At 74.4% G+C, this 17,987-nt stretch carries 17 protein-coding genes; 10 read left to right on the top strand and 7 right to left on the bottom strand.

Annotated elements, in window-relative coordinates; genetic code table 11:
* Nucleotides 1-18 precede the first annotated feature (18 nt).
* The 5 genes from ACEZDE_RS21560 (at nt 19) to ACEZDE_RS21540 (ending at nt 7,598) form a co-directional block, all read left to right on the top strand.
* Nucleotides 19-1,173 carry a sensor histidine kinase gene (locus ACEZDE_RS21560; protein WP_380538268.1) on the top strand — a complete coding sequence of 385 codons (1,155 nt, stop codon included), beginning with the start codon at nt 19-21 and terminating at the stop codon, nt 1,171-1,173.
* 54 nt (nt 1,174-1,227) lie between these two features.
* The gene (locus ACEZDE_RS21555) at nt 1,228-1,929 is read left to right on the top strand and encodes a response regulator (protein WP_380538266.1); all 702 of its coding nucleotides are present in this window, start codon (nt 1,228-1,230) and stop codon (nt 1,927-1,929) included.
* A gap of 91 nt (nt 1,930-2,020) precedes the next feature.
* On the top strand, nt 2,021-3,949 hold the full coding sequence (locus tag ACEZDE_RS21550; protein ID WP_380538264.1) for an ABC transporter transmembrane domain-containing protein: 1,929 nt from the start codon (nt 2,021-2,023) through the stop codon (nt 3,947-3,949).
* Nucleotides 3,946-5,817 (top strand): ABC transporter ATP-binding protein, encoded by a 1,872-nt coding sequence (locus tag ACEZDE_RS21545; protein WP_380538262.1) that lies wholly within the window; start codon nt 3,946-3,948, stop codon nt 5,815-5,817. Before ACEZDE_RS21550 ends, ACEZDE_RS21545 begins: the two co-directional genes overlap by 4 nt.
* 239 nt (nt 5,818-6,056) lie before the next feature.
* Nucleotides 6,057-7,598, top strand: coding sequence for an MFS transporter (locus ACEZDE_RS21540; protein WP_380538260.1), 1,542 nt, complete (start codon nt 6,057-6,059; stop codon nt 7,596-7,598).
* Nucleotides 7,599-7,602: 4 nt separating this feature from the next.
* Here the strand turns inward: ACEZDE_RS21540 and ACEZDE_RS21535 are convergent, their stop codons facing one another.
* Nucleotides 7,603-8,943, bottom strand: coding sequence for an MFS transporter (locus ACEZDE_RS21535; RefSeq protein ID WP_380538257.1), 1,341 nt, complete (start codon nt 8,941-8,943; stop codon nt 7,603-7,605).
* A 98-nt stretch (nt 8,944-9,041) separates the two neighbouring features.
* Between ACEZDE_RS21535 and ACEZDE_RS21530 the strand changes: the two genes are divergently transcribed.
* The 4 genes from ACEZDE_RS21530 to ACEZDE_RS21515 all read left to right on the top strand — a co-directional run bounded on the left by ACEZDE_RS21530 (nt 9,042) and on the right by ACEZDE_RS21515 (nt 13,147).
* Nucleotides 9,042-9,671, top strand: a complete 630-nt coding sequence (locus ACEZDE_RS21530; protein WP_380538255.1) for a helix-turn-helix domain-containing protein — start codon at nt 9,042-9,044, stop codon at nt 9,669-9,671.
* 414 nt (nt 9,672-10,085) lie between these two features.
* Nucleotides 10,086-11,444, top strand: a complete 1,359-nt coding sequence (locus ACEZDE_RS21525; protein WP_380538253.1) for a restriction endonuclease — start codon at nt 10,086-10,088, stop codon at nt 11,442-11,444.
* A gap of 180 nt (nt 11,445-11,624) precedes the next feature.
* Nucleotides 11,625-12,065: a DUF6278 family protein gene (locus ACEZDE_RS21520; protein WP_380538251.1), complete on the top strand. Its 441-nt coding sequence runs from the start codon at nt 11,625-11,627 to the stop codon at nt 12,063-12,065.
* Between the two features lie 320 nt (nt 12,066-12,385).
* Nucleotides 12,386-13,147, top strand: a complete 762-nt coding sequence (locus ACEZDE_RS21515) for a ZIP family metal transporter (protein ID WP_380538249.1) — start codon at nt 12,386-12,388, stop codon at nt 13,145-13,147.
* A gap of 7 nt (nt 13,148-13,154) precedes the next feature.
* On the opposite strand, the gene ACEZDE_RS21510 is transcribed toward ACEZDE_RS21515, so the two are convergent.
* The 3 genes from ACEZDE_RS21510 to ACEZDE_RS21500 form a co-directional block, all read right to left on the bottom strand.
* The gene (locus ACEZDE_RS21510; protein WP_380538247.1) at nt 13,155-14,075 is read right to left on the bottom strand and encodes a LysR family transcriptional regulator; all 921 of its coding nucleotides are present in this window, start codon (nt 14,073-14,075) and stop codon (nt 13,155-13,157) included.
* Between the two features lie 56 nt (nt 14,076-14,131).
* Complete coding sequence (locus tag ACEZDE_RS21505) at nt 14,132-14,938, bottom strand: trypsin-like serine peptidase (protein ID WP_380538244.1); 807 nt, start codon at nt 14,936-14,938, stop codon at nt 14,132-14,134.
* A 136-nt stretch (nt 14,939-15,074) separates the two neighbouring features.
* Nucleotides 15,075-15,620 carry a MarR family winged helix-turn-helix transcriptional regulator gene (locus tag ACEZDE_RS21500; protein ID WP_380538242.1) on the bottom strand — a complete coding sequence of 182 codons (546 nt, stop codon included), beginning with the start codon at nt 15,618-15,620 and terminating at the stop codon, nt 15,075-15,077.
* A 103-nt stretch (nt 15,621-15,723) separates the two neighbouring features.
* Between ACEZDE_RS21500 and ACEZDE_RS21495 the strand changes: the two genes are divergently transcribed.
* A complete protein-coding gene (locus ACEZDE_RS21495) occupies nt 15,724-16,065 on the top strand; it encodes a DUF2218 domain-containing protein (RefSeq protein WP_380538240.1) in 342 nt (113 codons plus the stop codon).
* On the opposite strand, the gene ACEZDE_RS21490 is transcribed toward ACEZDE_RS21495, so the two are convergent.
* The 3 genes from ACEZDE_RS21490 to ACEZDE_RS21480 form a co-directional block, all read right to left on the bottom strand.
* A complete protein-coding gene (locus ACEZDE_RS21490) occupies nt 16,056-16,517 on the bottom strand; it encodes a GNAT family N-acetyltransferase (protein WP_380538238.1) in 462 nt (153 codons plus the stop codon). The genes ACEZDE_RS21495 and ACEZDE_RS21490 overlap by 10 nt on opposite strands.
* Nucleotides 16,514-17,002: a glutathione peroxidase gene (locus ACEZDE_RS21485; protein ID WP_380538236.1), complete on the bottom strand. Its 489-nt coding sequence runs from the start codon at nt 17,000-17,002 to the stop codon at nt 16,514-16,516. The genes ACEZDE_RS21490 and ACEZDE_RS21485 overlap by 4 nt, the downstream gene beginning before the upstream one ends.
* An 86-nt stretch (nt 17,003-17,088) precedes the next feature.
* Nucleotides 17,089-17,868 carry a VOC family protein gene (locus ACEZDE_RS21480; RefSeq protein WP_380538233.1) on the bottom strand — a complete coding sequence of 260 codons (780 nt, stop codon included), beginning with the start codon at nt 17,866-17,868 and terminating at the stop codon, nt 17,089-17,091.
* Nucleotides 17,869-17,987 lie beyond the last annotated feature (119 nt).

Here is a 17,987-nt window from a genome sequence, read left to right as displayed (position 1 = left end):
CGGTGGAGGACGAGTCTCGTGGAACGCCGGACCCGCACCCTGATCGGCGCCACGGCGATGGTGGCCTGCGGAGTGGTCACCGTCCTCGCGGCCCCGGGCCCGGCCCACCGGATCGCCGTCGGCGTGCTGATGGCCTGTGCCGAACTGGGCATGCTGCTGAGCCGCCGGGTCCTCCCGTCCTACCTGGGCATCCTCGGCGCGGCGCTGGCGATCTGCAGCGGCCTCGCGGTCACCCTGCTGGCGCCCAGGGGCCTCGGCGAGGTCGCGGTGCTGGCGGGTGTGTCGGTCCTGCCGCTGCGGCTGCCGGCCGGGCCCGCGAGCACCGCCGGACTTGTCGTGGTGGCCTGCGCGTTCGGGGTCACCATCATGGCGATCACCGGCAGCCCGGCGGGTCTGCTCGCGGGCCTGGGGGCCTGGCTGATGGCCGACCGGTCGGTCGAGCAGGCCGCCCTCCAGGCAGAGCGGGACCGTGCTGTCGCCCTGCTGGCCGAGGTCGAGGCCTCCCGGCTGGCGCTACGGGAGGCGGCGGCGACCGAGGAGCGCAACCGCATCGCCAAGGAGATGCACGATGTGCTGGCCCACAGCCTGGCCGGTCTCTCCATGCAGTTGCAGGCGATCCGGGCGATCGCCGGCCGGGACGGCGCCCCCGCGTCGCTGACCGGACCGCTGGACCGGGCCGCCGAGCTGGCCCGCGACGGAGTCCAGGAGGCGCGGGCCGCGGTCGGCGCGCTGCGGGCCTCCTCGCTCCGGGGCGTGGACGACCTCGACGCGCTGGTCGGAGGCTTCCCCGGGGACGCCCGACTGGAGGTCACCGGCCCGGTCGGCCGACTCGACCGGGAGACCGGCCATGCCGTGTACCGGGCGGTCCAGGAGGCCATGACCAACACGGCCCGCTACGCGACCGGTAGCGTCATCCAGGTGTGTGCGGCCTGGGACGCGTGGGAGCTGCGGGTCACCGTGCGCGACCACGGGCTGCCGGCCGGACGGCGGCCGTCCGGGGTGAAGGGCGGCGGCAGCGGTCTGCGGAGCATGACCGAGCGGATCGAGGCCGCGGGCGGCACCCTGGCCGCGGGCCCCGAACCCGGCGGAGCCGGCTGGCTGATCGAGCTGCGGGTCCCCGTGGCCGGAGCCGGACCGGTCGTCGGCGGCACCGGCGAGAAGATGGACGCGTGAGCGGCGGATCGGCTGTCATCCGGACACCGGACGCGCAGGGGGAACGGCGGGCGGATGACGATTCGGGTACTGGTCGCTGACGACCAGGCAGTGGTGCGCGACGGTGTCGTGCTGCTGCTGTCCTCGGCCGACGACATGGAGGTGGTCGGTGAGGCCGGCGACGGCAGGCAGGCGGTGCAGCTGGCCTCGGAGCTGAGGCCCGACGTCGCCCTGGTCGACCTGCGGATGCCCGAACTGGACGGCGCCCGGGTGACCGCCGAGGTGGTCGCGGCGGACATCGGCGTCCGGGTGCTGATCCTCACCACCTACGCGGACGACGACGCGGTGCTGCCGGCGCTGCGGGCCGGAGCGCTCGGCTACCTGACCAAGGACGCCACCGGCGAGGCGCTGCTGGCGGCGGTCCGCGAGGTGGCGGCGGGGCGGACGGTGCTGGACACCGCGGTCCAGCGGCGTCTGGTCCAACTGCTGGTGAGCGAACCGGGCACGGCGGCAGCGACGCCGCCGGCGGCTCCGGTGCCGACGCCTCCGGCCGAGGTCCAGGTCAGGACCGAGGGGCTCACCCGGCGTGAGATCGATGTGGTTCGGCTGGTGGCAGGCGGACTCAACAACCGGCAGGTGGCCAGGGCGATGGTGGTCAGCGAGGCGACCGTCAAGACGCACCTCAACCACGTCCTCGCCAAGCTGGCGGTCGAGGACCGCGCCGCGCTCGTCGCCTGGGCCTGGCGGCACGGGCTGGCCGACACCATGGAGAGGTAGCCGTCGGCGGCCCGCCCCGGGGCCGATGGGGGCCTACGGCGGCCGATTTTATTCGGAGGGAGGCCGTCCGGGGGCTCGGTAGGGTGCTGGGGTGATTGATTCGTACAAGGAGCCGGGCGTCCCCGACCGGCGCAGCGCCATCCGCTACCTCTGGTGGCTGGTCACCAGCCAGCGCGGACGGGTCGCCTTGGCGATGACCCTCGGCAGCGTCTGGATGGTCGGTCTGACCCTGCCGCCGTACCTGCTGTCGCGGGCGATCGACCAGGGGCTGCAGCCGGGGAACGAGGCCGCGCTGATCGGCTGGAGCGCGGCGTTGCTGCTGGTCGGCGCAGTCAACGCCTGGATCGGCATCATGCGGCACCGCACCATGACCCGGATCCGGATGGACGCCAACTTCCGCACCGTCAAGGTCGTGGTGGGGCAGGCGGTCCGGTTGGGCGCGGCGCTGCCGCGCCAGGTCACCTCGGGGGAGGTGGTCACCATCGGGATCGGCGACGTCAGGGTGATCAGCCAGGCGCTGACCGTCACCGGCCCCGGTGTCGGCTCGGTGGTCGCCTACCTGGTGGTCGCGGCGCTGCTGCTGTCCGTCTCGTCGGTGCTCGCGGTGGTGGTGCTGCTCGGGGTGCCGCTGCTCGCGCTGCTGGTCGGCCCGCTGATGGGACGGCTGCAGCGGACCGAGACCAGCTACCGGGAGCGGCAGGGCGAGCTGGCCGCCCGGATCCAGGACCTGGCCGGGGGCCTGCGGGTGCTCAACGGCCTCGGCGGCAAGGGTCTGTACGCCGGGAACTACCGGAGGGAGTCCCGGCTGCTGCAGGCCGAGGGATACCGGGTCGGGACCGTCACCAGCTGGATCCAGGCCTTCGGGGTCGGCCTGCCCACGCTGTTCCTCGCGGTGGTGACCTGGCTGGCGGCCCGGATGGCTGCGCAGGGGGAGATCTCGGTGGGCCAGCTGGTGGCGGTCTACGGCTATGTCGCGGTGCTGGTGGTGCCGGTGTCGTTCTTCATCGAGGGCAGCTACGACATCAGCCGGGCCCTGGTCACCGCCCGCCGGGTGATCCGCTTCCTGGCGCTGGAGCTAGGCGTGGCGGAGGCGGAGGCGGAGGCGGGTGAGGGCGCGGGCGCTGGCCGGGACGTGGACGCGGGTGTGGACGCTCCGGTGTCGCCGTCGGTGCTCGATGACCCGGTGTCAGGGGTACGGGTGCTGCCGGGGCAGCTCACCGCGCTGGTCAGCGCCCGTGCGGCGGAGTCCGCGGACGTGGTCGACCGGCTCGCCCGGTTCGCCGCGACCGAGGCGACGTGGGGCGGGGTACGGCTGGACCGGGTCGCCCTGCCGCAGGTCCGCGACCGGATCCTGGTCGCGGACAACGAGGCGGACCTGTTCGCGGGCACGCTCCGGGAGATACTCGCCGGCCGCTGCGACCGGGATGAGGAGGCGGTGCTCCGCGCCGTCCACACGGCCATGGCGGAGGACGTCGTGCGGGGACTGCCGCAGGGGCTGGACACCGCCGTCGACGCGCAGGGCCGCAACCTCTCCGGCGGGCAGCGGCAGCGGATCCGGCTGGCTCGGGCGCTGCTGGCCGAACCCGAGGTGCTGATGGCCATGGAGCCCACCTCGGCGGTCGACGCCCACACCGAGGCGGCGATCGCCACCCGGCTGCGGGAGGCACGGGCCGGTCGCGCCACCGTGGTCAGCAGCACGTCGCCGCTGCTGCTGGACCAGGCGGACACGGTGTTCTACCTGGTCGACGGCAAGGTCTCGGCGACCGGCAGCCACCGCGAGCTGCTCCGCGACCAGCCGGGGTACCGCACCCTGGTCTCCCGCGAGGAGGTTCCGACAGCGGACGAGGGCGTTGCCGCTGGCGGCGTTGCCGCCGATGGGGCCGCAGACGGCCGGGCGGCGGGCGCCGGCCTGACTGTGCCGCACCCGGCCGCTGTACCGGACCCGGTCGAACCAGGCGCGCCAGGTACGCCGGGTGCGCCGTGCACGCCGTGCGAGCGGGCGGGGGAGTCCGTCCGATGAGCGCACCCGCCGCCCCGCCGCCCGCTGCCACAACCCCCGCCGCCCTTCCCACACAGAGCGCCGCCGCCTCGGCCGAAGCCGCAGGCTTGCCCCTCGCCGCAGGCCTGCCCGTGGCCGGTGCGGCGCGGGTGCGGCGTGCCGCGGTTCGGCTGGTGCTGATGGACCGTCGGGCCTTTGCCGCCATGATCGTGCTGAACGGGCTGGCCGCCGCGGCGGGACTGCTCGGCCCGTGGCTGCTGGGTCGGATCATCGACCAGGTCAGGGCCGGTGCCGGGGTCGGCACGGTGGACCGGCTGGCGCTGGTGATCCTGGCGGGCGCGCTCGCGCAACTGCTGCTGGCCCGCTACGCCCGCTTCGTTGGCCACCGCTTTGGTGAGCGAACACTCACTCGCGTCCGCGAGCAGTTCGTCGACCGGGCGCTCGCGCTGCCCGCCTCCGTCGTGGAGCGGGCCGGAACCGGTGATCTGACGGCCCGTGGCACCGCCGACGTCGCCGAGGTCGGTACGACCCTGCGGGACATCGGCCCCGAGGTGTTCATCGCGGCCGTCCAAGCGCTGTTCATGATCGGCGCGGTCTTCCTGCTGGACCCGCTGCTCGGCCTCTGCGGGGTGTCCGGCATGCTCGGGATCTGGTTCGCCACCCGCTGGTACCTGCGCCGCGCGAGCAGCGGCTACCTGGCCGAGGGCGCGGCCAACTCCGCGCTCGCCGAGATCATCGCCGCCACCGCCTCCGGCGCCCGTACGGTCGAGGCCTTCGGGCTGCAGCGGCAGCGGGTCGCGGCGAGCCGGGACGCGATCGAGGTCTGCCGCCGGACCCGGTTCCACACGCTGTACCTGCGTACGGTGCTGTTCCCGTCCGTGGACGTCTCCTACATCGTCCCGGTGGTCGCGGTGCTGGTGGTCGGCGGGGTGCTCTACGACCACGGGGTGAGCAGCCTGGGTGCGGTGATCGCCGCCGCGCTCTACCTGCGGCAGCTGAACCAGCCGCTGGACACGATCCTGATGTGGGTCGAACAGCTGCAGAGCAGCAGCGCCAGCTTCGCCCGGGTCGAGGGCCTCGGGTTGGCGGCGGAGCCGTCCGCCGTCGCCGTCCCTGCCGCCGCCGTCCCCACCGCCGTCCAGGCCCACGCCCCCGTCCCTGCCGACGATCGGATCGACCTGTCCGGGGTGCACTACGCCTACGACGGCGGGGCCGACGTGCTCCGCGGTCTCGACCTGACCGTGCGACCGGGGGAGCGGCTGGCCGTGGTCGGCCCGTCCGGGGCCGGGAAGAGCACGCTGAGCAGGCTGCTGGCCGGGGTCGACGCACCGCGCACCGGCACGGTCACCGTCGGCGGGGTGCCGATCGCGGAGCTCGACCCGGAGCGGCTGCGTCGGCAGGTCGTCCTGGTCACCCAGGAGCACCATGTCTTCCTCGGCACGGTCCGGGACAACCTGCTGATCGCCGCGCCCGCCGCCACCGACGGCGAACTGCGGGCCGCCCTCGCCGCCGTCGGCGCGGACTGGACCGACGACCTCCCGGACGGCCTGGACACCCCGCTGGGCTCCGGCGGACACCGGACGGACGGCTCGCAGGCCCAGCAACTGGCCCTGGCCCGGGTGGTCCTGGCCGATCCGCACACGCTGGTCCTGGACGAGGCCACCGCCCTGCTCGACCCCACCACCGCCCGGCACGCCGAGCGCGCGCTCGCCTCGGTCCTGGCGGGGCGGACGGTGATCGCCATCGCGCACCGGCTGCACACCGCCCATGACGCGGACCGGGTGGCGGTGATGGAGGAGGGTCGGCTGACCGAGCTGGGAACGCACGACGAACTGGTCGCCGCGGACGGCGCGTACGCGGCGCTCTGGCGCTCCTGGCACGGCGACTGAGGCGGCGTGCCTGCCGTGCCGGAGCGGGTCGGACCGCTTCCGAGCAATACGGATGAGATCCTTCCGGTTTCGGATCCGCATCGGCACAGCCACAGCCTCGCAACGGAGCGTTTGGGCAGCTCACAGGCACTTCTCAGGCCCGCGGCGGTTTGGTAGAACCGTGCCTGCGCCACCTCTCGCAGTCGACGGGGCCAGGGCGTTCCACGGATCCACCCACGTTCGAACCGCGAGGCCCGCCCATGCCCAGGCGCCCCCTCCCCAGCGCCACCTTGCCGCTGGTCACCCTGTTCTCCTCCGGCTATCTCGCGCCCTACCTGCTGCCGACCCTGGTCGGGCGGCTGGGCTCGGACTTCGGACTGACGCCCACTCAGGCGGGCGCGGTGGGGAGCGCGATGCTGCTGGCCTCCGCGGCGGCCGGGCTCGGCCTCGCCGCCCGGGTCGCCGTCGTCGGCGCGGTCCGCCTCGCCCGGATCGGCCTGACGCTGCTCGTCCTCGGCTTCGGCACGGCCGCCGCCGCGCCCGCTGGGGAGCTGCCGCTGCTGCTGGTCGGCTGCCTGCTCGGCGGCCTCGGCGCGGGCACGGCCACCGCGGTCGCCGCAGCCGGGACGGCCGCGGGGCGCGATCCGCACCGCGTTTCCGTGCTCGGCCTGCTGGTCACCTCGGCCGTGGCCGGATGTCTCTATCTGACGCTGCCTCACCTCGGCGGCGGCCACAGCCTGCCGTTTGCCTGCATCGCGGGCTGGGCAGCCCTCGCCCTCCCCTGGACCAGCCGCCTCGGCGGCGATGCCGCCCGGGAGCGGGGCACGGGGCGGCCCGCGGGCCGTGGCGCGGGGCGGGCTGCGGGCAAGAGCGGGGCACGGGGCGTGGGGCGGGTTGCGCAGCAGGGCGCGGACCGGGGCACGGGACGGGTTGAGGACCGGGACGGCGTGGGCCGTGGCGCAGGCCGGGTTGCGCAGCAGCGGCTCATGCGGCGGGCCGCCGGTCGTCCGCTGCCGACGCGGGTGGCCGGGGGCGTCCTCGCCGTCGGCCTGTTCCTCTGGTCGTTGGCGCAGAACTCGCTCTGGGGCGTCAGCGGCCGGATCGGCCTGGAGCGGGCCGGGCTCTCCGCGCCGCTGCTCGGCCTGGTCTTCGCGCTCGCGCTCGGCGCGGGCCTGATCGGTACGGCGAGCGCGGGATCCCTCGGCACCCGGTTCGGCCGTGCGCTGCCGATCGGCCTGGGCACCGCGGCGATCGCCGGCTGCGTCGCGCTGAGCGCCACCGCCCACAGCGCGGGGCCCTTCGCGGTCGGCGAGATCTGCTGGAACGCGGTCTACCCGTTCGTGCTGAGCTACCTGCTCGCCCTCGCCGCCCGTATCGACGCCGGGGGCCGCTGGGCGGTGCTGGTCGGCTCGGCCTCCTCGCTGGGGGTGGCCTGCGGCCCGATCACCGGGACGCTGCTCACGGTGCACGCCGGGTTCACCGTGACGGGCGCGGTGCTGGGCGCGACGCTGCTGCTGGTGGCACTTCCGATGGCGGCAGTCGCGCACGCGGCGGACCGCGGACCGGCCGAGGCGGCGGCACCGGGGGTCGAACCGGCGGTGGTGGCGGCGGTCGAACCGCTGACCGCGCCGGTGGCGGTGCCCGCGCCCGAACTGGTGGCGGCGCTGTTGGCGCTGCCCGAGCCCGAGCCGACGGCGCTGGCCGGACCCGAGCTGGCACTCGCGCTGCTGACCGTCCCCGGCCCGGCGGCCAGCCCCACGCCAGCGGCCGTGCCCGCGCCGGTGCCCGTCGGTTCGCCGTAAGGCGTCACGCCGCAGGCCAGCGTGCCGACCGCAGCCCCGGCTGCATCGCGGCCCACGCGGTGCCGCAGGCCAGGACCGCCGCCAGGACCATCAGCGCCCCTGTCCCGCCCGCGTACTGGAGCAGCAGCCCCAGGCCGCCCGTGCCCAGCGGGACGCCCAGGCCCATCATGGTCATCACCGAGGTGAGGGTCCGGCCGCGGACCTCGTCCGGGACCTGACGGAAGATCAGCACATCCAGCAGGACCGAGATCGAGGGCACGCCCAGCATCGTCCCGAACAGCACCAGCGCGACCGCCCACGGGCCGGTGACCAGGCCCAGCAGCAGGACCAGCAGCACCTCGGAGCCGACCACCGCGAGCAGCAGCACACCGGGGCGGAACCGCCGGTGCAGCGTGCGGACCAGGCCCGCGCCCGCCAGGCCGCCGACTGCCGAGCCGGTCAGGGCCAGGCCGACGCTCCAGGACGGCGCGCCCTCGCGGGTCAGCCGGAAGACGGCGGCCAGGCCGAGCGGCGCCCCGGCCGCGTTGAGGAAGAAGAGCAGGACCACGACCGCGCGCAGCGTACGGTCCCGCCACAGCGCCAGGATCCCGGCGAAGAGTCCGCCGTCCGGCTCCGCCCGGCGGTCCCCGCGCGGTGCGGTGCTCCCGGCTGCGTCGCCGCGGTCAGCGCGGTCGCCGCGGTCGGCGTGGACCCCGCGATCGGTGCGGATGACCAGCGCGGACAGCAGGGAGAGGGCGAAGGCGACCGCGCTGAACCCGAACGGCAGCAGCCGGGAGAGTCCGTAGAGCAGGCCGCCCAGCGGCGGTCCGGCCAACTCGGCGACGCTGCCCCGGATCTCGTCCTGGGTGAGTGCGGCGGTGAGCTGTTCGGGGGCGACCACGCTGCGCACGGTCAGCATCCGGGCCGCGCCGACGAACGGCTGCGCCGCGCCGACCAGTGCGCCGACGACCATCAGCTGAACCGGTGTCACCGCGCCCAGGGCGAAGCTCAGCGCGACGCTCGCGGTGGCGAGGACCCGGACCGCCTCCGCCGTGACCTGCACCGTGCGGCGGTCGAAGCGGTCGACCGCCTGCCCGGCCGGGAGGCCGCAGAGGACCGTGGCCGCGGCCTGGACGAAGCCGAAGAGACCGGCCACCGCGGGCGAGCCGGTGATCGCCAGGATCACCAGCGGGTAGGCGATGTCGGTGGCGAAGACGCCGGTCAGGGCAGCGGTCGAGCCGATCCACAGGGTCTGGAAACGCCAGTTGCGGTGCAGCGGAACGGCGCTGGCAACGCTGGGCATGGCAGTGGACGCGCTGGGCGCAGCGGATGCGCTGGATGCGGCAGGCGCGGTGGTGTCGGTCATCTCGGGCCCTCCCCGTTTCATGAACGCTCACCCCATAGAGACCGTTCACTCTTAAGTGAATGATTGCGCAGTCGTGAGCACCTGGCAAGATGGTGGGCATGAGCGAATCCCGCGGATCCGTGCCCGTCGTCGGCCTCCGGATCGTCGACGACATCGACACCCTCAAAGCGCTGGCCGACCCGATCCGGGTGACCATCCTCCAGGTGATGATGGGACGCACCGGTCAGGACCCGCGAGGTTGGACCGCCAAGGAGTTGGCCGCCGAGCTGGACCAGCCGCAGACCAAGCTCTACCGCCACATCAAGCACCTGGAGGAGCGCGGGCTGCTCCGGGTCGCCGAGACCCGGTTGGTCTCCGGCATCACCGAGCAGCGCTATGTCGCGGCCCAGACCGACCTGCAGCTCAGCCGGGAGCTGCTCGGCGGCGAGATCGACGCCGACGACGTCGCCGCGGCGTTCGGGGCCGCGATCGGCAGCTACCGGGACCGGTTCCTGACGGCGGTGCGCTCCGGCGGTGTGCGGATGAACCCCGGAGCCGACGCCGAGTCACATCGCAAGCCGCTGATGATGCTCGGCGACGTCCGGCTCGCCCCGGGACGGGCCGACGAGTTCCACGACCGACTGGCCGGGCTGATGGCGGAGTACCTGCAGGGCCCCGAGCAGGACGACGGCATCCCGGTGAACGTCATGCTCGCGGTCTACTGCGAGGACGGCCCGACCGGGGGCTGATGCGACGTCACGCAGAGATCCCTGTCTTCCCAATGACCGCAACGGTACCTTTCGGGCACCATGGACCCTTTCAGGACCTTGGGAGGGAATCCGGGGTCCCGGGGCGGCGGGGTGCCGGAGCGGACGGCGGCTGAGGGGGTGAGCGGGACGGACGAGGACGAGGAGGGGCCGCTCACGCATCTGGAAGATCTGTTGGATCAGATGAACGGCATTGCTGATGAGATGCTTGGCCCCTTGCAGGGGCGAGCGGGGCGCGGGGGAGCGGCGATGACGGCAGGCGGGCGGGACGGCCGGGGCGGTGACCGGCAGAACGACGAGCGTCCCTGGGAGGCGTGGCCCGGCACGTCCCGGGCGGGTGCGGCGGCGGGCGGCGATCAGGAGGGGTGGCCCGGAGGGTCTCGGACAAGGGCGGCGGTGGGTGGCGGGCGGGCATACCTGGCGCAGCAGTACACCGAGGTCGCCGAGGACGCCGAGCAGCGGTTGGAGGAACTCCTCGCGCTCGCCGCCGAGCCGTCCCCCGCGGTCGACTTCGACGCCCTGCGCCGTCCCTACGAGCCGCGTCCGCTCCCCGCCGACGCCCAGGTCGAGCCCCCGCGCTGGGCCGACTTCGCACCCGACCCGGGCCCGGCCACCGCCGGTGCGCCGGGACGTCCGCTGCTCAGCGGCTCCTACCAGCAGGAGCTGGCAGCCGCCCGACTGCGGCACCAGCGCGCCCTGCGCGAGTACCGGCACCAGGAGAAGGGGCTGCGGGAGCGGGCCGAGCAGGCCCGCCTCGCCCATGAGCTGGAGGAGCAGCAGCGCGCCCGCAGCGTGCGGGAGTACAACGAGCGGCTGGAGGGCTACCGCAAGTCGTACGAGGAGGGCCGTCCCGCGGCCGTCGAGTCGGTGCTCGAACGCGCGCTCGCAGCGGCCGGGCGGCTGCCCGGACTTGAGGTCCCGGCCCGGGTGTCCTACCGCGAGCTGACCCGGACCGCGGTGGTCGACCTGGTGCTGCCGGGGCCGACCGTGGTGCCCTCGGCGCTGCGGTTCCAGGTCGCGCCGGACGGGGGAGTGGAGGCGGTGGAGCGGCCGCCGGCGGAGACCCTGGCCCGCTACCGGCAGCTGCTGGCCCGGCTGGTGCTGCGCGCGCTGGACGCGCTGCTCGCCGCGGACACCGAGTGCACGCTCGACGGCATCGTCCTCAACGGCCTCGCGGTCACCGCGGAGGCGGGGGAGTCCTGCCTGGTCAGCGTGGACGCGCGCCGGGCCGACCTGTTCGCGGGGACGCTGCTCCCGGCGAGCAGCGCGGAGGCGGTGGAGCGGTTGTGCGCGCTGCCGTGCGTGCTCTCCGACGACCCGTTCGGTCCGACGCCGGTGCTGCCGTTCGCGATCGGCCGGTCCGGGCCCCCGGCTCCTGAGGACCTGTCACCCGGCGAGTTCACCGCGATGATCACCGAGCTGTTCGAGCTGATGGGCCTGGACGACTGGGACCTGCGGCTGCAGGGCCACGACGGGCTGCTGGCGCTGGCCCAGGGGGACGGACGCGAGTTCGCGGACACCTCGTACGTGGTCTTCGCGGCCCGCCGCCCCTCGACGGTGCGGGCGGACGCGGTGCGGGACGTGGCCGAGGTGGTCGCCGAGGAGCACGCCGACGGCGGGATCTGGGCCAGCACCGGCAGTTTCGAACTGGACGCGGTGGTCGCGGCGGCGTCGCTCCCGCGACTGCGGCTGATCGACGGCGGCGAGCTGCGGGCACTGATCCGGGCCCACCTCGGCGCGGAACTGGGCGGGTAGGGCCTGCGGCCCGGCCACCCCGGCGGCGGGTCCGATCCAGCCCGGCTCGGCCCACCTCGGCCCAGCCGCCCCGGCGGCGGGTCCGGTCCGGCTCGGCCCACCTCGGTCCGGCCACCGGCACCGGGAGGCGCGGCCGGTCGGGGAGGGGCGGGTCCGGCTTCCTGCTGGCAGGCTGGGGGCATGGGTTTCGCATTCCTCGACAGATGGCGCACCCGGCAGCCCCCGGCCGCGCCGGGACCGGTCCGCTACGGCTCCGTTCAGCCCGGCAGCCTCGGCGAGATGCTCTCCGAGTGCGGGCTGCTGCGCGAGCGCGCACTCGACGCTGGGCTGCGGCTGGACGACACGGCCGCCTCGCTGCGCGCGCTCGACCAGCTCATACCCGACTGGCGGAACGACCCGAACGTCTCGGAGTGGCTCGGCAACGACGCCGGGCTCTACCTCGGCACGGTGATCGTCCGGACGGTCGACGGCGCCCAGTGGGAGCTGCTCGCCGACGGCAGCCCGATGGTGGTCCTGGCGAACGGGCGCGAGATCGACGTGGTGACGGCGGGCCGGAGCTGGGCGGAGGAGGGCTCGCCGGAACTCTCGGCCGCGTACGCCCTGGTGCACAGCGGGGGTTGACCCGCGGTCGGCTGTCGCGGTCACGGCCGGGCGGCTGACGCCCACTCAGGCGGCGGGGCACCCGTCCGGCGCAGCAGCGGGGGCGCGGCGGCGCGGGGCCGCGCAGGATGGGGGTGTGAGGGCGCGGGTCGGGCCTCTCCGAGGGTGGCGGCGACTGGGCAGGGCGCCGCCACCCTCACCCCGTATCAGGGCCTCCCCCTTCGGGTGCGGGGCCGCTGATCAGGAATTAAACGACAAGCATTATCATTACCGTGTGGTAGCCGTGACGCACGGGACGGATCCGGGCGCGCGGGACACACGAGTGAGAGCGAGCGTGCGGGATGCCGGTGCTGGTGGCCGCTGGGGCCTTTCTGATGACCCTGCTGGGCGGTCTGGTCGCCGGAAAGGTCGGCGACAAGCGGCACCTGGTGCTGGGGCTGGCGGCCGGTCTGATGCTCGGCGTGGTCGGCTTCGACCTGCTGCCCGAGGCCCTGCACGCCGCGTCGAGCGACCTCTTCGGCGTCCCGCAGGGCCTGCTGATGTTCGTACTCGGCTTCCTGGTGCTGCACGTGGTCGAGCGCTCGGTGGCGATCCACCGGGCCCACGAGGCCGAGTACGCCGAGCACCTGCACGCGGGCCACTCGGCCGGGCACACCCACGGCCGCAGCGAGAAGCTCGGCCTCGCCGCGGCCTCCGCGCTCTGCCTGCACAGCGTCATGGACGGCTTCGCCATCGGCGCGGCCTTCCAGGTCGGCGACAGCTTCGGCACGGTCATCGCCATCGCCGTGATCGCCCATGACTTCGCCGACGGCTTCAACACCTACACGATCACCCGGCTCTACGGGAACGACCGGCGCCGGGCGCTGCTGCTGCTCGGCTGCGACGCGCTGGCCCCGGTGCTGGGCGCCGGGATCACCCTGCTGTTCACCATCCCGGAGCATGTGGTGGGGCTCTACCTGGGCTTCTTCTCCGGCTTCCTGATGTACCTGGCGACCTCGGACATCCTCCCCGAGGCGCACAGCCCGCACCCGTCCCGCTCGACGCTGCTCTGCACCCTCGCCGGAACCGGCTTCATGTGGCTGGTCATCGGCCTGGCCAGCTGACGACGGCTCAGCCCGGCCCCGGGGCCGAGTCGCGCTGCGGCCACTGCTCGCGCAGGGCTTCCAGCGCCGCCGCGATGGCCGGGCGGCGGGAGGCGTGCTGCCGCCAGAGCGCGAACACCCGCCGGGTCGGCGCCGGGTGCACCGGTCGCGCCACCACCTGCGGCGGCAGCGTCCCCCGTCCCAGCCGGGGCACCAGGCCGAGCCCGAGCCCGGCCGCGATCAGCGCGATCTGGGTCTCGAACTCGCCGATCTGGTAGCGGATGTCCGGCTCCTCGCCGGCCTCCCGCATCGTCCGGACCAGCCAGTCGTGGCAGATGTTCCCGGCCGGGACGCTGGTCCACGGCCGCCCGGCCAGATCCGGCACGGTCAGCACCGGCAGCGCGGCCAGCGGGTCGTCCGCGGGCAGCAGCACGTCGACCTGGTCGTCGCCCAGGGACAGCCGGGCGACGCCCTCGGGCACCGCCAGCGGGGTGTTCGGCCAGTCCTGCACCACCGCGAGGTCCACCTCGCCCCGGGCGACCAGGTCGACCATGTCGTAGGGGTCGCTCTCCAGCAGCCGCAGCTCCAGCTCCGGGTGCCGTGCCGCGAGGGCCGCCAGCACGCCGGGGAGCAGCCCGCGCGCGGCGGTCGCGAAGGCGGCTAGCGACAGCCGTCCGACCACCGCGCCGCGGCGCTGCTCCAGCGACACCTCCGCCTGCTCGACCAGCGCCAGCACCCGCTGCGCGGCTCCGGCCAGCTCCTGGGCGGCGTCGGTGAGCACCACCCCGCGACCGCGCTTCTCCAGCAGCGTGGTCCTGGTCTCCCGCTCCAGCTTGGTGATCTGCTGCGACACCGCGGACGGGGTGAAGCCGAGGGCTGCCGCCGCCGCGCCGACCGAGCCGTGCACCGAGACCGCGTGCAGTGCGCGCAGGCGCCCGAGATCCATCATGCGGCGATGCTATGCGCTGTGCGTCCCGACCCGGCGGGGCCTCGACCGCCGTGGCCTCAGCCCTGCCGGATCGCCGCCCGGTAGACCGCGGCGATGCCGGGGCCGAAGTACGGGGAGTAGGAGACGGCCGAGGTCCGTCCGCCGTCCTGGTGGCCGCCGATGACGCCGACGACCGTGCCGCGCCCGCCCGCGCCCGCCGTGGTGCCGGTGAGCAGCGGGCCGCCGCTGGTGCCGCCGGGCAGCCCGGCGCAGTCGAACTCCAGCTGGTCGGCGCCGAAGCCGCGGAGGGCGGCGCTGCCGCAGTGGACCGGCCGCTCGGTCCGGTCGGGGTAGCCGACGGCGACGGCCGCCGCGCCGCGCCCGGTGTCGAAGCCGAGTGCCTCCGAGCCGGCCGCGTCCTCCAGTTTCAGCCCCTTGGCCTGCGGAGCCACCGTCAGAAAGGCCACGTCGTAGTCCGGGTCGCCGTGGACGGACCACTTCGCGTCGGCGGTCACCCGGGTGACCGTCCACTGCCCATACGGGCTGAGCCCGTCGTGGTAGCCGGGGACGAAGACCAGGCCGGTGGTGACCCGGCCGCTGCCCGGGACCACCACGCAGTGCGCCGCGGTGACCAGCAGGTCGTGCCCCGGGCTGTCGACCACGGTGGCGGTGCAGAAGTGGCGGCCGAGCCGCCCGCCGCTGCCGCCGGTGAACAGTGCGCCGACCCTGGGGGTGCCCGCGAACGGGACGGCGGTGGGCGCGCCGGCGGGCGCGGCGATGGCGGTGGGAGCGGCGGTGGCGGAGGCCGGGGGAGCTGCGGCGGCCAGGCCGAGCCCCGTGCTGACGAGGAGGGCGAGCCCGAGCCCGAGCGAACGGTGCGTCATGTGAACTGATCCTCAAGGAGGGCGGGGACGGCCGCCACCCTCCGAGCCAAGCGGGTGACGTGCTCACCCCGACGCCACCGCCCCGACGCCACCCCCGTCGCCGGCCACCCCCGTCGCCAGCCAGCCCCGTCGGCGGTCAGTCCGCGGCCGGCGTCCCGGGCCCGTCGGCCGGTCCGTGCTGCCGGTGGTCGTGCCCGTGGCCGTGCGGGTGCGGATGCTGGTGGTGCGGATGGGCCCGGTCGTGCGCCTCGTTCACGGACCGCAGCAGTCGGAGCAGCGCCGAGCGGTCCTCGGGACCGACCGAGCCGAAGTACTCCTCGGCGACCTGCTGCCGGACCTGCCCGATCCGGTCCACCGTCTGCTCGCCCGCCTCGGTCAGCCGGAGCAGGATCGCCCGCCGGTCCTCCGGGTCCTGGACCCGGGCCACCAGTCCGGCCGCCTCCAGCGCGTCGACCACGGTGGTCACCGAGCGGGGGGCGATCCGCAGCCGCTCGGCGAGCTGGTTCAGCCGGATCATCTGGCCGCCGCGCTGCGCGCCGCGTGCGAGCACTTCCAGGGCGCGCCCCTGCGAGGGGTTGATCCCGAACGGCGCCAGCTGGTGGAACGTCCCGCGCCGGATCCGTTTGGCCGCCCGGGTGACGGCGTCGGCAAGCTCGACCTCGGTGGGGACGGGGCTGCTCACGGGGGCTCCTGAGAGGGTGCGGGCGGACGGCGCCGATAATTAAAGAGCTAAGCTCACATTTTCCGTTAGGCTGACCTAAGTCAGACTCTACTGGAGGTCACCCATGCCCCGCTCGCAAGCCCGCGTCAGCACCGACCGCCCGCACCGCTACGCCAAGCAGCTCGCCGCCCATCTCGGCCGCAAGGTCGAGAGCAGCTGGGACGAGGAGACCGGGCTCGGCTCGGTCTCCTTCGCCATGGGCACCGCCACCCTCACCGCCGCGCCCGGTGCGCTGCTGCTCGCCGTGGAGGGCGAGGAGGAGAACCTCCCCAACCTGGAGAGCGTGGTCGGCCGCCACCTGGTCCGCTTCGGCAGCAAGGACGAGCTGGTCGCCGAGTGGCACCGCGACAACGGCGAACCCGGCAGCGTCCAGCGCAACGAGGAGGAGCCCCCGGCTCAGTCCTGACGCAGGTTCAGTTTGAAGCCCACATGCGATCCGGTGAAGCCCAGCCGCTGGTAGAAGCGGTGGGCGTCGGGCCGTCGGGCGTCCGAGGTCAGCTGGACCAGGTCGGCGCCCAGCCTGCGGGACTCCTCGATCGCGTACTCCATCAGCAGGGTGCCGAGCCCGCTGCCCCGCTCGGTGGAGCGGACCCGGACCGCCTCGATCACGGTCCTGGTCGCACCGCGCCGGGACAGCCCGGGGATCAGCGTCAGCTGGAGCGTGCCGACCACCTCGCCCGCCCGCTCCGCGACCACCAGCCGCTGGTTCGGGTCGGCGGCCAGGCGCTCGAACGCGGCCAGGTACGGCGCCGGGTCGCCCGGGGTCTCCCGGCTCGCGCCGAGCGGGTCCTCGGCCAGCAGGGCCACGATGGCGGGCAGGTCCTCGGCGCCTGCCCGCCGGAAGCGGACGTCGCTCATGCCGGGAGCTGCGCCTCGATCGCGGCGACCACCTCGGCGGCCTCGGGCTCGGTCCGCGGGCGGAACCGGCCGACCACCTCGCCCTGCGGGGAGAGCAGGAACTTCTCGAAGTTCCAGGTGATGTCCCCGGCCTCGCCCTCGGCGTCGGCCGCCTTGGTCAGCTCGGCGTAGAGCGGGTGCCGGGCCTCGCCGTTGACGTCCGTCTTCTCCAGCAGCGGGAAGGAGACGCCGTAGCTGGTGGAGCAGAAGGTAGCGATCTCCTCGGCGCTGCCCGGCTCCTGTCCGGCGAACTGGTTGCTGGGCACCCCGAGCACGGTGAAGCCGCGCGCGGCGTACTGCTGCTGCAGCCGCTCCAGGCCCGCGTACTGCGGGGTGAGGCCGCACTTGGAGGCGACGTTCACCAGCAGCACGGCCTTGCCCCGGTAGTCGCCCAGCGTGGTCGGCCGGTCGTCCAGGGTGCGCAGCGGGATGTCGTACAGGCTCATCGGGGACCTCCGGTGATGGGGAGTCAGCTGACATGGAGACGGACATGCCTCGGCGACAACAGTGCCCCATCACCGGATCTTCCCGCTCAGCCGGGCTGTCCCTCGGTGGCGATGATCGCGAAGCGTGAGCCCTGCGGGTCGACCAGCTCGGCCATCCGGCCGACGCCGGGCATGGTCTCGGCGGCCATCATCGCGGTGGCGCCCAGCGCGACGCCCTTGGCCAGGCTGGCGTCGCAGTCGGCGACCTCGAAGTACGGCCGCCACAGCACGGCCGGGAACTCGGCCATCGCCATGATCCCGCCGAAGCCGTCGCTGCCGTCGCTGTCCGCGGGGGAGAGCACGTGGTAGAGCATCTCCCCGCCGATCGGCATGTCCCGTACCACCCAGCCCAGGGCCTGCCGGTAGAAGCGGAGCGCGGCCGGGCCGTCGGTGGTGTGCAGCTCGACCCAGGAGACGCTGCCGGGGACGTTCACCACGCCGAAGCCGGTGTTCCGGCCGGGCTGCCAGGCCGCGAACCTCCCGCCGGTGGGGTCGGTGAACTGGGCCATCCGGCCGGAGTCCCGCACGTCCGTGGCCGGCATCCGGACCGTGCCGCCGGCCTGCTCGACCGACTTGGCGGTGGCCTCGACGTTGGTGCTGCCGAAGAAGGGGGTCCAGCCGCTGAAGACGCCGGGCTCCATGACCGGGCCGAAGCCGGCGACCGTCTTTCCGTCCTGCTCGAAGAAGCCGTGGCGGCCGGTGTGGGGACCGGTCGAGGCGATGGTCCAGCCGAAGAGGCCGGTGTAGAAGGCGGTGCTGGCGTCGAGGTCGGTGGTGCCGAGGTCGAGCCAGATCGGGGAACCGGGCCGGAAGGTGGAGCTGATCATGCGGATACTCCCTCGGGTGTGTGCTGACCAAGCGGGCGTGCGGTCCACAGTCTTGCGCCCGGCACTGACAATTCACCGGCTTGCGGGCGTCTGCCCCGCAAAGAAATTAATTCGGTCAT

The organism is Streptacidiphilus cavernicola (genome assembly GCF_042510955.1).
Classification (GTDB): domain Bacteria; phylum Actinomycetota; class Actinomycetes; order Streptomycetales; family Streptomycetaceae; genus Streptacidiphilus; species Streptacidiphilus cavernicola.
The sequence above is the reverse complement of the archived record's forward strand: the minus strand, read 5'-3'. Positions and strand labels throughout refer to the sequence as shown.

Excerpts from the sequence above, each read along its gene's own strand:
- ACEZDE_RS21535 (WP_380538257.1), bottom strand. The coding sequence starts at position 8,943 with ATGACCGACACCACCGCGCCTGCCGCATCCAGCGCATCCGCTGCGCCC.
- ACEZDE_RS21480 (WP_380538233.1), bottom strand. The coding sequence starts at position 17,868 with ATGATCAGCTCCACCTTCCGGCCCGGTTCCCCGATCTGGCTCGACCTC.
- ACEZDE_RS21510 (WP_380538247.1), bottom strand. The coding sequence starts at position 14,075 with ATGATGGATCTCGGGCGCCTGCGCGCACTGCACGCGGTCTCGGTGCAC.
- ACEZDE_RS21485 (WP_380538236.1), bottom strand. The coding sequence starts at position 17,002 with ATGAGCCTGTACGACATCCCGCTGCGCACCCTGGACGACCGGCCGACC.
- ACEZDE_RS21515 (WP_380538249.1), top strand. The coding sequence starts at position 12,386 with ATGCCGGTGCTGGTGGCCGCTGGGGCCTTTCTGATGACCCTGCTGGGC.
- ACEZDE_RS21490 (WP_380538238.1), bottom strand. The coding sequence starts at position 16,517 with ATGAGCGACGTCCGCTTCCGGCGGGCAGGCGCCGAGGACCTGCCCGCC.
- ACEZDE_RS21520 (WP_380538251.1), top strand. The coding sequence starts at position 11,625 with ATGGGTTTCGCATTCCTCGACAGATGGCGCACCCGGCAGCCCCCGGCC.
- ACEZDE_RS21540 (WP_380538260.1), top strand. The coding sequence starts at position 6,057 with ATGCCCAGGCGCCCCCTCCCCAGCGCCACCTTGCCGCTGGTCACCCTG.
- ACEZDE_RS21505 (WP_380538244.1), bottom strand. The coding sequence starts at position 14,938 with ATGACGCACCGTTCGCTCGGGCTCGGGCTCGCCCTCCTCGTCAGCACG.
- ACEZDE_RS21545 (WP_380538262.1), top strand. The coding sequence starts at position 3,946 with ATGAGCGCACCCGCCGCCCCGCCGCCCGCTGCCACAACCCCCGCCGCC.
- ACEZDE_RS21555 (WP_380538266.1), top strand. The coding sequence starts at position 1,228 with ATGACGATTCGGGTACTGGTCGCTGACGACCAGGCAGTGGTGCGCGAC.
- ACEZDE_RS21530 (WP_380538255.1), top strand. The coding sequence starts at position 9,042 with ATGAGCGAATCCCGCGGATCCGTGCCCGTCGTCGGCCTCCGGATCGTC.
- ACEZDE_RS21495 (WP_380538240.1), top strand. The coding sequence starts at position 15,724 with ATGCCCCGCTCGCAAGCCCGCGTCAGCACCGACCGCCCGCACCGCTAC.